The 14,846-nt window shown below is 64.5% G+C and carries 14 protein-coding genes; 8 read left to right on the top strand and 6 right to left on the bottom strand.

The window, feature by feature from the left end; genetic code table 11:
• The first annotated feature begins 43 nt into the window (after nt 1-43).
• The 4 genes from phbB (at nt 44) to D0T21_RS20375 (ending at nt 2,832) form a co-directional block, all read left to right on the top strand.
• The gene (gene phbB / locus D0T21_RS20390) at nt 44-784 is read left to right on the top strand and encodes an acetoacetyl-CoA reductase (RefSeq protein ID WP_116991185.1); all 741 of its coding nucleotides are present in this window, start codon (nt 44-46) and stop codon (nt 782-784) included.
• Nucleotides 785-873: 89 nt separating this feature from the next.
• A complete protein-coding gene (gene pip, locus D0T21_RS20385) occupies nt 874-1,830 on the top strand; it encodes a prolyl aminopeptidase (RefSeq protein WP_116991184.1) in 957 nt (318 codons plus the stop codon).
• 81 nt (nt 1,831-1,911) lie between these two features.
• Nucleotides 1,912-2,355, top strand: coding sequence for a DUF2721 domain-containing protein (locus D0T21_RS20380; RefSeq protein ID WP_116991183.1), 444 nt, complete (start codon nt 1,912-1,914; stop codon nt 2,353-2,355).
• Nucleotides 2,356-2,379: 24 nt separating this feature from the next.
• Complete coding sequence (locus D0T21_RS20375) at nt 2,380-2,832, top strand: hypothetical protein (RefSeq protein ID WP_020704076.1); 453 nt, start codon at nt 2,380-2,382, stop codon at nt 2,830-2,832.
• Nucleotides 2,833-2,929: 97 nt separating this feature from the next.
• On the opposite strand, the gene D0T21_RS20370 is transcribed toward D0T21_RS20375, so the two are convergent.
• Entirely contained in the window at nt 2,930-3,505 is a 576-nt protein-coding gene (locus D0T21_RS20370; protein ID WP_229211572.1) for an SRPBCC family protein, read from the bottom strand.
• Nucleotides 3,506-3,671: 166 nt separating this feature from the next.
• On the opposite strand from D0T21_RS20370, the gene D0T21_RS20365 reads away from it, so the two are divergent.
• A complete protein-coding gene (locus tag D0T21_RS20365) occupies nt 3,672-5,717 on the top strand; it encodes an NADPH-dependent 2,4-dienoyl-CoA reductase (RefSeq protein ID WP_116991181.1) in 2,046 nt (681 codons plus the stop codon).
• Between the two features lie 9 nt (nt 5,718-5,726).
• On the opposite strand, the gene D0T21_RS20360 is transcribed toward D0T21_RS20365, so the two are convergent.
• The 3 genes from D0T21_RS20360 to D0T21_RS20350 form a co-directional block, all read right to left on the bottom strand.
• Nucleotides 5,727-6,695, bottom strand: coding sequence for a hypothetical protein (locus D0T21_RS20360; RefSeq protein WP_147328141.1), 969 nt, complete (start codon nt 6,693-6,695; stop codon nt 5,727-5,729).
• On the bottom strand, nt 6,685-8,412 hold the full coding sequence (gene ybaL / locus D0T21_RS20355; protein WP_116991179.1) for a YbaL family putative K(+) efflux transporter: 1,728 nt from the start codon (nt 8,410-8,412) through the stop codon (nt 6,685-6,687). The genes D0T21_RS20360 and ybaL overlap by 11 nt, the downstream gene beginning before the upstream one ends.
• Nucleotides 8,413-8,483: 71 nt before the next feature.
• Nucleotides 8,484-9,914 carry a PLP-dependent aminotransferase family protein gene (locus D0T21_RS20350; RefSeq protein WP_116991178.1) on the bottom strand — a complete coding sequence of 477 codons (1,431 nt, stop codon included), beginning with the start codon at nt 9,912-9,914 and terminating at the stop codon, nt 8,484-8,486.
• Between the two features lie 79 nt (nt 9,915-9,993).
• Between D0T21_RS20350 and D0T21_RS20345 the strand changes: the two genes are divergently transcribed.
• Complete coding sequence (locus D0T21_RS20345; protein WP_116991177.1) at nt 9,994-10,437, top strand: GNAT family N-acetyltransferase; 444 nt, start codon at nt 9,994-9,996, stop codon at nt 10,435-10,437.
• Nucleotides 10,434-11,051: an FMN-dependent NADH-azoreductase gene (locus D0T21_RS20340; protein ID WP_116991176.1), complete on the top strand. Its 618-nt coding sequence runs from the start codon at nt 10,434-10,436 to the stop codon at nt 11,049-11,051. The genes D0T21_RS20345 and D0T21_RS20340 overlap by 4 nt, the downstream gene beginning before the upstream one ends.
• 4 nt (nt 11,052-11,055) lie before the next feature.
• On the opposite strand, the gene D0T21_RS20335 is transcribed toward D0T21_RS20340, so the two are convergent.
• Complete coding sequence (locus tag D0T21_RS20335) at nt 11,056-12,177, bottom strand: beta-ketoacyl-ACP synthase III (protein WP_116991175.1); 1,122 nt, start codon at nt 12,175-12,177, stop codon at nt 11,056-11,058.
• 128 nt (nt 12,178-12,305) lie between these two features.
• On the bottom strand, nt 12,306-13,751 hold the full coding sequence (locus D0T21_RS20330) for a S41 family peptidase (protein ID WP_116991174.1): 1,446 nt from the start codon (nt 13,749-13,751) through the stop codon (nt 12,306-12,308).
• Between the two features lie 363 nt (nt 13,752-14,114).
• Between D0T21_RS20330 and D0T21_RS20325 the strand changes: the two genes are divergently transcribed.
• Nucleotides 14,115-14,690, top strand: coding sequence for a hypothetical protein (locus D0T21_RS20325; protein ID WP_116991173.1), 576 nt, complete (start codon nt 14,115-14,117; stop codon nt 14,688-14,690).
• The last annotated feature ends 156 nt before the right edge of the window (nt 14,691-14,846 follow it).

Raw genomic sequence — 14,846 nt, 5'->3', positions numbered from 1 at the left:
CGGTGTCAGATGATTTTTGGTGTCAATTTAAGAGGGGACGAAAATGGCAAGAGTTGCATTAGTAACCGGTGGCATGGGTGGTCTGGGCGAGGCAGTGTGTTTCAAACTGTCGGCACTAGGCTATTGCGTCGTTACCACGTATTCCCCTGGCAATCCGAAGGTCGAGCAATGGCTCGCAACTACCCGCGATCAGGGCTTTAATTTCCGCGCTTACCCGTGCGATGTGGCCGATTACGATTCGGCTCAAACGTGCGTCGCCGCGATCGAAAAAGATATCGGTCCGATCGACGTGCTGGTGAACAACGCCGGCATCACCCGCGACATGACCTTCAAGAAGATGGACAAGCCGAATTGGGACGCCGTCATGGCCACCAATCTGGACTCCGTGTTCAACATGACCAAGCCGGTGTGCGATGGCATGGTGGAACGCGGCTGGGGTCGCATCATCAACATCTCGTCGGTCAACGGCCAGAAGGGCGCCTTCGGCCAGACCAACTATTCGGCCGCCAAGGCCGGCATGCACGGCTTCACCAAAGCGCTGGCGCTGGAAGTGGCGCGCAAGGGCGTGACCGTCAACACCATTTCGCCGGGCTACATCGGCACCAAAATGGTGATGGAGATCCCGCAGGAAGTGCTCGACACCAAAATCATTCCGCAAATTCCGATGGCCCGCCTGGGCAAGCCGGAAGAAGTGGCGGGCCTGGTGGCCTACCTGTCGTCGGACGAAGCGGCTTTCGTCACCGGCGCCAATATCGCCATCAACGGCGGCCAGCACATGTCCTAAGCGGCATGATGTTGTAGCCTCGGGCTAGGATCGTTCGCGATCCTGGCTTTTTTTTCGTACAATCTGCTATCGATGCCTAAAGGATAGCCATGTTCGACCCGACTTCGCCCCTGTTCCCGCCCGTTTTGCCGTCGCGCCACGGCATGCTGGCGGTCGACGACCTGCACACCATTTACTGGGAGGAGGTCGGCAATCCACAGGGCATACCGGTGGTCTTCCTGCATGGCGGGCCGGGCGCCGGGCTGTCGCCGCAGCACCGCCGCTTCTTCGATCCGGACCAGTACCGCGTGATTTTGTTCGACCAGCGCGGCGCCGGCAAGTCGCTGCCGCTGGGCGAATGCCGCGCCAACACCACCGAGCTGCTGGTCGACGACATCGAGCGCCTGCGCGTCATGTGCGGCATCGAGCAGTGGCTGGTGTTCGGCGGCTCCTGGGGTTCGACGCTGGCGCTGGCATACGGCCAGGCCCATCCCGAGCGCTGCCTGGGCTTCATCCTGCGCGGCATCTTCCTGTGCACGCAGGCGGAAGTGGACTGGTTCCTGCACGGCGCGCAGTGGTTCCATCCGGAAGTGCACGCCGAATTCGTCGCGCCTATCCCGCCGGCGGAACGCGGCAACCTGCTGCAAGCCTATGTCGACCGCATCATGAGCGACGACCCGGCCATCCACTGGCCGGCGGTGCGCGCCTGGAGCCGCTTCGAAGGACGCCGCGTGTTCCTGATGCCGCAGGCCGAGGATCCGCCATCCGACACGCTGGACCTGGGCGTGGGCAGGCTGGAATCGCACTACATGGCCAACCTGGGTTTCTTCAGCGAGGACCAGCTGCTGCGCAATGTCGACCGCATCGCCCACCTGCCGGCGGTGATCGTGCAGGGCCGCTACGACGTGATCTGCCCGCCGGTATCGGCCTGGCGCCTGCACCAGGCCTGGCCGGGATCGTTGTTGAACATGGTGCCGGACGCCGGTCACGGCGCGATGGAAAAGGGCATTTCGCGGGCCCTGGTGGGCGCCACCGAGCAGTTCAAGAAGAGCCGCGGATTTGCCTGAACCGGTCCGGAATCGGCCCGGAATCGGGGCATACCCGGCGCGGGCTGATACACTATCGATAATTCCAGCTACAACGCATCCATGAATATACAAGTCGGCGATATCGGCCACATCATCCAGCTGGCGATCGCGCCGGTGTTCCTGCTGACCGGCGTATGCACCAACCTGATGGTGCTGACCAACCGCCTGGCGCGCATCATCGACCGTTCGCGGGTGCTGGAAGACAGGCTCGATATCGGCTACAGCGACGTTTATCTGAACGAACTCGATGTGCTGTACCGGCGATCGCACCTGATCAACGCCTCGATCACCCTGTCGACCGCCTGCGGGCTGCTGATTTGCCTGGTGATTGCGATGCTGTTTTTGGGCGATATCACCAACATCTCGCTGGATAAGTACATCGCGGGCATGTTCGTGGTGGCGATGCTGGCCCTGATCGGCAGCTTCTGCTACCTGCTGCGCGAGATTTTCATCGCCTCGGCGGCGATGCGCTCGCACCGCCACGTGCGCCGCACGATCAAATAACTTTGCAAAGAATAGAGTATCAACATGCACGATTACAAACGCCCTCCGACCCTGTACCGCTACGGCGTGCGCGAAGACCTGGAACTGGCGCTGACCCAGGGCCAGTTTATCCTGACCCCGGCCAACAGCTGCCTGACCCTGAGCTTCTCGCAGGCGTGGGACCGCAAGCTGTTCGAGCTGTTCTCGTCGGACACCTGCCTGGTCATCCACAACACCGAGGAATTCGGCGAACGCCTGCACCGCGCGGTGCAGCGCACCTTGCCTAGCTGGGCCGGCATCGACGGCGCCATCGAATACGGCACCCGTGCAGCCCTGGGCGCGGCCTTCACCAAGACCGCCGCCGAAGCGCAGGAACAGGAATGGCAGTTCGCCTGGCGCGCCATGCAGGCGAAGCTGAGCCTCAATCCGGTGCTGGTGAAGATCGGCAGCCTGGAAAACTTCGCCGAACTTCGCGACCGCGACACCTATTTGGCTTGAAGCTGATTCAAAAAGACCGCAGCGTCGTTGCGGCGCCTCGCCGTGCTAACGCACTGTCTTCGTCGCCGCGCCTAGCTGCGCTCATTTTGAATCAGCTTCATTTGGTAGCGTCTTCGCGACGGTCGAGACGCGCCAGCACGGCGCTCATCATGCGCTCGATATCGCCGCGTATCATCTTCGCGCCCAGGATGCCGGGCACGTAGAAGTTCGGTATCAGCTTGCCGCTGTAGACCACCTTGGTGCCGCCGGTTTCGGGCACCGGTATCAATTCCCAGTGCGATTCGTAGTGCTTCATGTCGCCGGAAATGAGCGAGATGTCGATCGACGACATCGGCTGCTCGGTCGCGCGCACGATCAGGTGGATGGATTTGGACATGAACAGGAAGCGGGCCACGCCGAATTGTTCAACAATGACTTCATTGCCATTGCGCGACAGGACCCGGCACGACTCCATGTCAGGCACGAATTCGGCCATGCGCTCATAGCCGGTCAGGATGCGCCATACCTTCGGCAGTGGCGCCGCCACCGTGCCGGTGGCGTCCACTTCGTACATATGCAGCGCATCGAGTTCCACCCGGTTGACTGACACCTCCAGCTTGGGCAATTCAAGCCTAGGTGCCTGCGCCATCACCGGGGCGGCTACACCTAGCATCAAAAACAGAAGGAATCGCATCATCTTTCCAGCGTAAGGGAAAGGGTGGCAGAATACAAGAGCGCTACCGCACCCACGGCAAAATTCAGGGACGGGCGCCGGGACTTTAGAAGCCCAGGTCTAGAGAATTGCGTTTTAATGCGGGCATTGCCTCGGCTCTGACCCACGTCTGACTCTAACAACCATAATGACAACTTCACCATACCCACACCTGCTGGCCCCCCTCGACCTGGGCTTCACGACGCTGCGCAACCGCGTCCTCATGGGCTCCATGCACACCGGTCTTGAGGACCGCTTCTACAACTACGGCAAGCTGGCCGCCTTCTACCGCGAACGCGCGCGCGGCGGCGTCGGATTGATCGTCACCGGCGGCATCTCGCCCAACCGCTCCGGATGGCTGCTGCCGTTCGGCGGTACGCTCAACTTCAAGGGCGACGTGATCAACCATCGCCGCGTCACCAGCGCGGTGCACGAGGAGGGCGGCAAGATCCTGATGCAGATCCTGCACGCGGGCCGCTACGGCTACCAGCCCTTCGTGGTGTCGGCGTCGGAGAAAAAATCGCCGATCTCGCCGTTCAAGCCGCGCGCGCTGACCGAGGCCGGCATCGAAGCGACCATCCGCGACTATGCCCGCTGCGCCAGGCTGGCGCGCGACGCCGGCTACGACGGCATCGAAGTGATGGGTAGTGAAGGCTATCTGCTCAACCAGTTCCTGTGCGCGCGTACCAACCTGCGCACCGACCGCTGGGGCGGCAGCATCGAGAACCGCATGCGGCTGCCGGTGGAAATCGTCAAGCGCATCCGCGCGGAAGTGGGCAATGACTTCATCATCATGTACCGCCACTCGCTGCTCGACCTGGTCGACGGCGGCAACACCTGGGACGACGTGGTGGCCGTGGCCAAGGCCTTGCAGCACGCCGGTGTGACCATCCTCAATTCCGGCTACGGCTGGCACGAGGCGCGCGTGCCGACCATCGTGACCTCGGTGCCGCGCGGCGCCTTCGCCAGCCTGGCGGGCCGCCTGCGCCGCGAGGTGACGATACCGGTGGTGGCGTCCAACCGCATCAACATGCCGGCCGAGGCGGAAGGCATCCTGCAACGCGGCGACGCCGACATGATTTCGATGGCGCGTCCCTTCCTGGCCGATTCGCATTTCGTCATCAAGGCCGCTGAAGGTCGCGCCGACGAAATCAACACCTGCATCGGCTGCAACCAGGCCTGCCTGGACCACACCTTCTCCAACAAGCGCGCCAGCTGCCTGGTGAACCCGCGTGCCTGCCATGAGACGGAACTGGTATACGCGCCAACGGCCAAAAAGCGACGCGTGGCGGTGGTCGGCGCCGGCCCTGCCGGTTTGTCGGCGGCCACGGTGGCGGCGGAATGCGGCCATGACGTGACGCTGTTCGATTCCAGCGACAGCGTCGGCGGCCAGTTCAAGATCGCCATGCAGATTCCGGGCAAAGAGGAATTCGCCGAGACCATCCGCTACTTCCGCCGCAAGCTGGAGCTGACCGGCGTGAGCGTCAAGCTGGGCGTGCGCGTCACGCGCGAGCAGCTGATCGCCGACGGCTACGACGACGTGGTGGTCGCCACCGGTATCAAGGTGCGCCGTCCGCCGATCGAGGGCATCAACCATCCGAAGGTGCTGTCGTATATCGACGTCCTGCAGAACAAGGCGCCGGTGGGCAAGCGCGTGGCCATCATCGGCGCGGGCGGCATCGGCTTCGACGTCGGCGAGTACCTGCTGCACGACCCGAAGCATCCGCTGCCGCTGGCGCTGGATGTCTGGGCCAAGGAATGGGGCGTGGACATGAAGGGCGACGCGCCGGGCGGCCTGACGACCGTCTCCGCGCCGGAGCCGGTGCGCCAGCTGTATCTGTTGCAGCGCAAGGTGTCGAAGCTGGGCGCTGGCCTGGGCAAGACCTCGGGTTGGGTGCACCGCGCGGTCCTGGCGCGCAACGGCGTGGTGATGCTGGCCGGTGTGCAGTACGACCGCATCGACGACCAGGGCCTGCACGTGACCATCGCCGGCGAGCAGCGCCTGCTGTCGGTGGATAACGTGGTGGTCTGTGCGGGCCAGGACAGCCTGACGGAGTTGATGCCGTCGGAGGAGGAAGTCAAAGCCAACGCCAAATGGCCGCGCTTCCACAAGATCGGCGGCGCCGCACTGGCGGCGGAGCTGGACGCCAAGCGCGCCATCAAGGAAGGCGCGGAGCTGGCAGTCAGTTTGTAAGCACGGTCGCTATGCGGCGGGCAGCCGGTTCACCATGTGGACCACTGCCTGGTCGAAGGTCTGTTTGCCGTCCATGTAGGCGCGCCATTCGCTCTCCACCAGCGGCGCAAGAGGCGCCCAGTAGCCTTTGTACACGCCGCCCTTGTCCGCGTAGGTTTCGTAGTCGATGCCGTCGCGCCGTTTGTACGCGTCCTTCACCACGGCGCCTACGGTGTAGAACTGCACCACGTGCCACAGGTCCGAATCGGGCTTGCGTTGTGTCGCCTTGAGGCGCGCCTCGATGGCGTCCTCCAGCTTCTCCGTCGAGGCGATGTGGGAAATCTCGTGATACACCATCTCCAGCGACGCCAAGCCCTGATAGCCGGGACGTCCGCTCGGGATCACCGCTTGCGTGTCGGTGTAGGCGCCCTGGCGCTTGCCGGTTTCCACCACGATGTCGATGCGGATCGGCGTCAGCGGGAACGGCGTTTGCAGATAGCGGGCGACGCCTTCCTGCACCTCGGCGCCGTAGCGTTCATCGAGCCGCTTCGCTTCGGCGATCCATTGCTGGTTGCTGGCATCCTGCTGCGCCCAGATGCAGCGCGCGTACATCGGCGCGACGCTATCCAGGGTGGCCGCCAGTTGCGGCGGCAGCGCCAGGCCGCTGGTGTCGCGCCGCGTATCGGCCACGCTCAGCGCGGTTTTGATGGACGCCATCTGATCGCCGAACAGCAGGTCGCGCTTGGCGTAGTTGTCGTGATACCAGGCGACGGCGCTGCGCAGCGCCGCCATCTCGTCGGCGGAAGGCGCGGCCGTCCAGCTGATTTTTTCCAGCTGATCCGGGTGCACACCCAGGTTGTACAGGAAGTGGTGCAGATTCATCAGGAACGCGCTGTGGAACTCCAGCTTTACGCGTGCCTGCGAAGCGCCCGCACCGGCAACGATGATGGACAACGGCAGCGCCGCAGCAAAGCGCATCAGCGCGCGCCTAGTGAGCATGGGAACCTCCGTCTTTTTTCATATTGGCCAGCACGAACTCCGTCATCCCTTTGGCCAGCTCCTGCTCGCCGATGAAGATTTCGCCGGCGCGTTCGCCGCGCAGCAGTTCCGCCACTTCGTCGCTGTGCGTGCGCACCACGGTCTTGATGTTGGGGTTGAGCGCGCGGGCGGTTTCGATCATGGTCCGCACGTCGAAAGTGTCCGGCGTCGCAATCACCAGCATCGCGGCGCGCGCGATGTGCGCCTGGATCAACACCGCCGGCTCGCCGGCGTTGCCGGCCACCGCATGCGCGCCGTCCTTGCGCAACTGGTCGACCAGTTCGCGATTCTGCTCCGCCACCACGAAGGGGATGCCGTGCTCGGTGAGCACCGCGGCGATGCGCCGGCCCACGCGGCCATACCCGACCAGCACCACTTGTCCCGACAGATGCTCCTGCGGCACCGATGTCGGCAACTCCGCCAGCGGATCGGCGGGGCGCTCGAACTTGGCCGCCAGCGCCACGTTCTTGCCCAGCCAGCGCTCCAATGGTTTCGTGACGCGGAACACCACCGGATTGAGCGCGATGGAGATGATGGCGCCGGCCAGTATCAGGCTTTGTCCTTCGACCGGCATCACGCCCAGGGACAGGCCCAGCGCCGCCAGGATGAAGGAGAACTCGCCGATCTGCGCCAGGCTGGCCGAGACCATCAGCGCAGTCTTGGCCGGGTAGCGCAGCAGCAGCACCAGCAGGAAGGCCGCGACCGATTTGCCGACCACGATAATTAACACCACCGCCAGCAGCTTGAGCGGCTGCTCGACCAGTATCGACGGCTCGAACAGCATGCCGACCGAAACGAAGAATAGCACCGCAAACGCATCGCGCAGCGGCAGCGATTCCTCGGCGGCGCGGTGCGCCAGCTCGGATTCGCGCAGCACCATGCCGGCGAAGAAGGCGCCCAGTGCGAACGAGACGCCGAAGTAATGCGTCGATGCATAGGCGATGCCGACGGCGGCGGCGATCACGCACAGCGTGAACAGCTCGCGCGAGCCGGTGCGCGCCACCTGCCACAGGATCCACGGGAACAGCTTGCGGCCGACCACCAGCATCAGCGCGATGAAGGCGCCCACCTGGCCCAGCGTGATGGCCAGCGTGGTCCACAGGTTCGCTTCGCCCATGCCGGTGACGCCGTGGCTTTCGCTGTACGTGCCGCCCAGCGAGCCGGCCAATGCCGGCAGCAGTACCAGAACCAGCACCGTCACCAGGTCTTCCACTACCAGCCAGCCGACCGCGATGCGGCCGTTGAAGCTATCGAGGATGCCGCGCTCCTCCAGCGCCCGCAGCAGCACCACCGTGCTGGCCACCGACAGGGCGAGCCCGAATACCAGCCCACCGCCCAGGCTCCAGCCCCAGAAGTGGGCCAGCACCATGCCGAGCGCGGTGGCAACCGCAATTTGCAGCACGGCGCCCGGCAGCGCCACGCGCCGCACGGCCCACAGGTCGTCAAGGGAAAAATGCAGGCCCACGCCGAACATCATCAGCATCACGCCGATTTCGGCCAACTGCCCGGCCAATGCCGTATCGGCCACGAAGCCCGGTGTGGCGGGGCCAATGATGATGCCCGCAGCCAGATAGCCCACCAGCGCCGGCAGCTTGAGGCGCGTTGCGAGATAGCCGAACAAAAGGCCGAAACCCAGTGCGGCCGCGATGGTGGTGATCAGGCTGATATTGTGGGGCATGCGTGCGGAGCTCCTGCGATAGGGTGGATGAACCCTAGCGTAGCACAATCATGCCCGCGCGGATCGCATGGTTACAGCAGCCTGAGTATCCGCTTGCCCAGTTCGCGCGCCCGCTGCGGCGTGTCGATGTTGGTGAAGGCCAGCAGCAGCGCCGACGACGCGTGCGGCAGCAGTGTGCGCTCGGACAGCGCCAGCGCCGCCATGCCGTCCTGCCGCATGCGCTCGGCCAGGACGCGGTCGGTGTGGTGTCCCTTCATGCGCAGCACCAGGTGCATGCCGCCCGGCTGCGGATCGATGCGCAGGTGCTTGTCCAGCGCCGCACTCAATCCTTCCGCGGCGATCTGGCTGCGTTCGGCGTAGAGACGCCGCATGCGCTGGATGTGGCGGGCGAAATGGCCTTCGTTCATGAAATCGCTGACGATGGTTTGTGTCAGCGCGGGTCCGCCGGCGGCGAAGGTATGGCAGGTTTGCTCGAAGCGCCGCACCTGCGCCTCCGGCACCACCAGATAGGCCAGCCGCACCGCAGGGAACAGCACCTTGCTGAAGGTGCCGGCGTACAGTACGCGGCCGTCGCGGTCCAGGCTTTGCAGCGCCGGCAGCGGGCGGCTGGCGTAGCGGTACTCGCCGTCGTAGTCGTCTTCCACGATCCAGGCGTCGGCCTGCGCCGCCCAGTCCAGCAGCGCGAGACGGCGTGGCAGCGACAGCGATACGCACAGCGGGCTTTGATGCGCCGGCGTGACGATGGCGGCCTTTGCGCGCGGCGCCGTCGCCACGCCGTGCGACACCACCAGGCCTTCCGCGTCAACCGCCACCGGGGCCAGTTTCATGCCGGCTTGTTTGAGCAGCTCGCCGGTGGCCGGGAAGCCGGGATCTTCCACCCACACGCCGTCGCCCGGTTGCAGCAGGGCGCGCATGATCAGCTCCAGCGTGTTGCGGTAGCCGGAGGTGATGAACACCTGCGACGGCGAGCAGTTGATGCCGCGTGATAGCTGCAGGTACGTGGCGATGGCCGCGCGCAGCGGCGCCTGGCCGGCGAGCGGTGGATAGACCATGTCGTCGGCCTGCGTGGCGCGGATCGCGCGCGCCGCCAGCCGCGCCCATACCTTGCGGGGGAAGGCGTCCAGCGCCGGCAAGCCCATTTGGAAGGGCCGGTTCAGCGTTTCCCGCACGGGGGAGGGCGATGCGCCGGCGGGTGCGCGGCGCGCACGCGTGGCAGGCTTCGATACCGCTGTCGCGGCGTGGCGCGCCAGCGCCGGCGTGACCACGGTGCCGGCCTGGCCGCGCGTTTCGACGTAGCCTTCGGCGGCCAGCAGCGAGTAGGCCGCTTCCACCGTGCCGCGCGCCAGGCCCAGTTCCAGCGCCAGCGCGCGGGCCGATGGAATGCGCGCGTCCGGCAGCAGCAGGCCGTCGGCGATGGCGCTGCGGAAGCGGATGTAGATCTGCCGGTACAGAGGTTCGGCGGCGGCGTTGTCGAGCTGGAGGAAGTCGGGCTTGGTTTTCATGGCCTAGTCGGGATGTCATTTTATGGCTCTGGAGATTATGCCATTGCAGCCATAAGATGGTGTTTTAAAAGGAGCCACCATGCACGACAAACTGAAGGATGTGGAGACGGCGGAGCAGCTGCGCGCCTGCTATCCGGTGATGAAGGAACTGCGTCCGCACCTGCAAACCGAAGAAGAATTCGTCATGCGCGTGACGCGCATGAACGAGCAGGGCTACCGCATCCTGGCCGCCTGGGAGGATGGCGAAGTGGTGGCGCTGGCCGGCTATCGCGTGGAAGAGAATCTGGTGTACGGAAAATTCCTGTACGTGGACGACCTGGTGGCCGGCGAAAAGACGCGCGGCCAGGGCTGGGGCGCGCGGCTGCTGGAGCACCTGACCGTCTACGCGGAGCAGGCGGCATGCGCCAAGCTGGTACTTGATACCGGAATGACGAACGCGCTGGCGCAGCGCTTCTACTTCCGTCAGGGCCTGCTGACGGGCGCGATGCGCTTCGGTAAATTCCTGAAAGCGGGTGCGGCATGAAGATCCTGCACATCACCTGCAGCCCGCGCGGACAGCAATCGGTGAGTTATCGCCTGTCCCAGCGCGTGATGGACCGGCTGTTGTCGCAGCACCCTGCCGCGCAGATCGTCACGCGCGATCTGTGGGCCGAGCCGCTGCCGCATGTCGACGGCGAGTATGCGGGCGCGTTGGGGGGCACTCGGGATGGCGCGAGGGCGGCCAGTGGCCGCGCCATGTCCTCGCTGGTGCTGTCGGAACGCCTGATCGCCGAACTGCGCGACGCCGATTGCGTGATCATCGCCACGCCGATGCACAACTTCACGGTGCCGTCGGCGCTGAAGGCCTGGCTGGACCACGTGGTGCGCATCGGCGTCACCTTCAACGCCACCCCGGAAGGCAAGATCGGCACGCTGGCGGACCGTCCGGTGTATATCGCCGTCAGCTCCGGCGGCTACCGCACCGGCGAACGCGCCCGCCAGCCCGACTTCCTCGAACCCTATCTGCGCGCGATCCTGCCGACGATAGGCCTGAAGAATTTGACCTTCTTCTCCGTCGAGTCCACCGTCGCCGGCCCGGAAGCGACGACGGCCGCATTCGCGGCCGTCGAGCGGGAACTGGACGACTGCGTCGCCTAGTCGCTTAGATCCGGCGCACCACCACGCAGCCGATCGAGTAGCCGGCGCCGAACGAGCAGATCACGCCCAGCTGGCCGGGCGCCATGTCGTCCGAGTGCTTGTGGAAGGCGATCACCGAACCGGCCGACGAGGTGTTGGCGTAGGTGTCCAGGATTACCGGCGCTTCGCCCGGTTCGGCGTCGCGGCCCAGCACCATGCGGCTGATCAGCAGGTTCATGTTCAGGTTGGCCTGGTGCAGCCAGTAGCGGCTCACCTGCGGCACTTCCAGGCCGGCGCCGGCGACGGTGGTCTTGATCATCTCGGCGGCCATCGGGCACACGTCCTTGAACACCTTGCGGCCCTGCTGGCGGAACAGCTTGTCCGGCTGGCCGATGCCGGCTTCGTCGAAGCGGTTCAGGAAGCCGAAGTTGTTGCGGATGTTGTTGGAGAAGCTGGTCTTGAGCTTGGTCTCGACGATTTCCCAGCGGTGCGAACCCTTGGCCGTGTCGGCCGCCTCGATCACCATCGCCGTGCAGGCGTCGCCGAAGATGAAGTGGCTGTCGCGGTCGCGCCAGTTCAGGTGGCCGCTGGTGATTTCAGGATTGAGCACCAGCACCGCGCGCGCCTGGCCGCTCTGCACCGCCGCCACCGCCTGCTGGATGCCGAAGGTGGCCGACGAGCAGGCCACGTTCATGTCGAAGCCGTAGCCTTCGATGCCCAGCGCGCCTTGCACTTCCACCGCCATCGCCGGATAGCCGCGCTGCATATTCGAGCAGGCCACCAGCACCATGTCGATATCGGCCGGCACGCGGCCGGCGCGGTCCAGCGCCTGGCGCGCCGCCGCGACGCAGATTTCCGCCTGCAGCGACAATTCCTCGTCGGCGCGCTCGGGGATGCGCGACACCATGCGCTGCGGGTCCAGGATGCCGGTCTTTTCCATCACGTAGCGCGATTTGATGCCCGACGCCTTCTCGATGAAGGCCACGCTGGACAGTTCCAGGGCGGTGACGCTGCCGTCCGCGATGGCGGCGGCGTTGTCGGCGTTGAACTGCTCGGCATAGGCATTGAAGCATTCCACCAGCTCTTCGTTGGAGATCGACTGGGCTGGCGTAAAGAGACCGGTACCGCTGATGACCGCTTGTTTCATGTTTAAACTTTCAAATTAAGCAATGGCTTACGCCAATAATGAGGCAAATTCTACACAATGACTGCATGTTAGGCGAAAATAAAAGCGGCGCCCCTGGGGCGCCGCTGAGTTCGCTACAACAAATACAGTTATTTCTTGGCCAGATCCTTCTTCACGCCCACTTCGGCCTGCACCACCGTGGTCTCCGGCTTGGCCAGCTGCACCGGCAAGCCTTTCAGGTGGTTCAGCGCCTGCGCCAGCTGGAAATCGTCGGCGCTGCCGTATTCCAGCGGCTTGCGTTTCTTCTCCAGCGCCACGATGCGCAGCTGTTCTTCCAGCTCGTCGCGCTTGCTCTTGGCGATTTCCTGGTCGCGGTCGTTGGTCAGGTGCTTGTCGAGGTCGGCTTCGCGGGTGCGCAGCGCGTTCAGGCCGTCGCCGTCGGCGTTTTCATCCACCGCCAGGTCCGGCACGATGCCCTTGGCCTGGATCGAACGGCCGTTCGGCGTGTAGTAGCGCGCCGTGGTCAGCTTGACGGCGGTGTCGGCGGTCAGCTGGCGGATGGTCTGCACCGATCCCTTGCCGAAGGTCTGGGTGCCGATGATGTCGGCCCGCTTGTAGTCCTGCAGCGCGCCGGCGACGATTTCCGAGGCCGAGGCCGATCCGGTGTTGACCAGCACCGCCATCGGCACCTGCTTGATGGCGGCCGGCAGCTTGGCCAGCGCGTCGCTGTCGTTGCGCAGCGCGTAGTATTCGGGACGGCCGTAGAAGATCTGCTTGGAGTCCGGCAGCTGGCCGTTGGTCGAGACGATGGCCGCATCCTTGGGCAGGAAGGCCGCCGCCACGCCGATCGCGCCTTGCAGCACGCCGCCCGGGTCGTTGCGCAGGTCCAGCACCAGGCCCTTGATGTTCGGGTCCTGTTTGTACAATTCGATAATCTTGGCGGCCAGGTCATCGACGGTCGGCTCCTGGAACTGCGAAATGCGCAGCCATGCATAGCCAGGCTCGACGATCTTGCCCTTGACGCTCTTCTGGTGGATCTCTTCGCGCGTGATGTTGAACACCAGCGGCTCGGCCTCGCCCTTGCGCAGGATCGTCATGCTGACCTTGGTGTGCGGCTCGCCGCGCATCTTCTTGACCGACTCGTCCAGGCTCAGGCCCTTGACCGGCGTGTTGTCCAGGCGGGAGATCAGGTCGCCCGCCTTGATGCCGGCGCGCCAGGCCGGCGAATCCTCGATCGGCGCGACGATCTTGATGTAGCCGTCCTCGCTCTGGCCGATCTCGATGCCGAGGCCGACGAACTTGCCCTGCGAACCCTCGCGCAGCTCGGCGTAGGCTTTCTTGTCCAGATAGGCGGAATGCGGGTCCAGCGAGGCCACCATGCCGGAGATGGCTTCGGTCAGCAGCTTCTTGTCCTCGACCTTTTCGACATAGTCGGACTTGATCAGGCCGAACACGTCGGCCAGCTGGCGCAGTTCCTCCAACGGCAGCGGCGGGTCCACCGGCTTTTGCGCCATGGCGGAAAATTGCAGGGACACAGCGATGCCGGCAATGACGCCCAGGCCGACCAGTCCGGAATTCTTTAGTTTCTTGCCCATGTTTCACCTATCGAAGCTGTTGCCGACAGCCGTCGCCGGTGGGCCACCCCGCCGCAACGCGCTTGAGTTGAGTATAAACCTGATTCCCGGCAAACGTAGTAGCCGTCGCGAAATCATTTATACCTTTACGAGAATTTACAACGCTGGCCGTTGACATTTGAAGCACACCAGCGCCCGCTTGGCGTTGCATCAAGTTTGCTGTTTTGTACGCAGTGTATCCTTCACGTTCACGACCGTAAGCAATTGTAAGAAGTCCTGTAACGGCGGGGGGCGCGACCTAAACTGAACTCGTATTTCTCTCTACCCTGAAGTGGTTTTCGCCTGCGCCCCAAGCGCAGGCTTTTTTTTATCTACGGAGCTCACATGCGTACTAGTTTCTGTTTCAAGTTGCAGCGCGTGACTGTCGCGCTGGCCCTGAGCGCGGCCTTGCTGCCGGCTTTCGCGCTGCCTGTCATGGAAATGCGCGCCGAGGATTTCCTGCCGATGGCGGCCGAGCTGAAAAAATCGCTGAACCTGAACGCCAACCAGCAAGTGCTGTGGCAGCAGACCGAAAGCAAGACCCGCAACCTGCTGCGCGAGCGCCAGTCGCGTCGCGAACGCCTGCAGGCGGCCACGCTGGAAGGCACCAGGAATGCCAATGTCGAGCTGCGCGACCTGGCCAAGGCGGTGGACGAGGAAACTACGGCCAGCGCGCTGGAGGAAAAGCTGATGCGCGAATGGTGGCTGACCGTCAACGATGCCCTGAATGAAACCCAGCGCCAGGCCGTGGTGCAGCTGGTCGGCGAACAGCTGATGCGGGTGCCGGACAATGGCGTCCGCAGCGGCGGTGCGCCGCGCAAGGAAGAGGGCGGCGAGCAGCATCGCGGCGGCCGCAAGGGCGGCATGGGTGGCGGCATCGGCGGACCTGGCGGCGCCAGCATCAGCCTGCCGGGCGGCTAAGCCGCCCGTCGTTCCCGCGCAGGCGAGAACCCATGCTGAGTATCCGGTCTGGCTCAGTATAGATTCCCGCTTTCGCGGGAATGACGCGGCGCGGGTGTGTATCGTAAAGTAAAAATCGGCCTGCTGGCCCTTTTGCCAGCAGGGCTGCCGGTAGAA

Origin of the sequence: Duganella sp. BJB476, assembly GCF_003416895.1 — a bacterium.
Lineage (GTDB): Bacteria > Pseudomonadota > Gammaproteobacteria > Burkholderiales > Burkholderiaceae_D > Rugamonas.
The sequence above is the reverse complement of the archived record's forward strand: the minus strand, read 5'-3'. Positions and strand labels throughout refer to the sequence as shown.

Coding starts and splice junctions, on each gene's coding strand:
- D0T21_RS20340 (WP_116991176.1), top strand. CDS start 10,434: ATGAAGATCCTGCACATCACCTGCAGCCCGCGCGGACAGCAATCGGTG.
- D0T21_RS20335 (WP_116991175.1), bottom strand. CDS start 12,177: ATGAAACAAGCGGTCATCAGCGGTACCGGTCTCTTTACGCCAGCCCAG.
- pip (WP_116991184.1), top strand. CDS start 874: ATGTTCGACCCGACTTCGCCCCTGTTCCCGCCCGTTTTGCCGTCGCGC.
- D0T21_RS20365 (WP_116991181.1), top strand. CDS start 3,672: ATGACAACTTCACCATACCCACACCTGCTGGCCCCCCTCGACCTGGGC.
- D0T21_RS20370 (WP_229211572.1), bottom strand. CDS start 3,505: ATGCGATTCCTTCTGTTTTTGATGCTAGGTGTAGCCGCCCCGGTGATG.
- D0T21_RS20325 (WP_116991173.1), top strand. CDS start 14,115: ATGCGTACTAGTTTCTGTTTCAAGTTGCAGCGCGTGACTGTCGCGCTG.
- phbB (WP_116991185.1), top strand. CDS start 44: ATGGCAAGAGTTGCATTAGTAACCGGTGGCATGGGTGGTCTGGGCGAG.
- D0T21_RS20380 (WP_116991183.1), top strand. CDS start 1,912: ATGAATATACAAGTCGGCGATATCGGCCACATCATCCAGCTGGCGATC.
- D0T21_RS20360 (WP_147328141.1), bottom strand. CDS start 6,695: ATGCTCACTAGGCGCGCGCTGATGCGCTTTGCTGCGGCGCTGCCGTTG.
- D0T21_RS20345 (WP_116991177.1), top strand. CDS start 9,994: ATGCACGACAAACTGAAGGATGTGGAGACGGCGGAGCAGCTGCGCGCC.
- D0T21_RS20350 (WP_116991178.1), bottom strand. CDS start 9,914: ATGAAAACCAAGCCCGACTTCCTCCAGCTCGACAACGCCGCCGCCGAA.
- ybaL (WP_116991179.1), bottom strand. CDS start 8,412: ATGCCCCACAATATCAGCCTGATCACCACCATCGCGGCCGCACTGGGT.
- D0T21_RS20375 (WP_020704076.1), top strand. CDS start 2,380: ATGCACGATTACAAACGCCCTCCGACCCTGTACCGCTACGGCGTGCGC.
- D0T21_RS20330 (WP_116991174.1), bottom strand. CDS start 13,751: ATGGGCAAGAAACTAAAGAATTCCGGACTGGTCGGCCTGGGCGTCATT.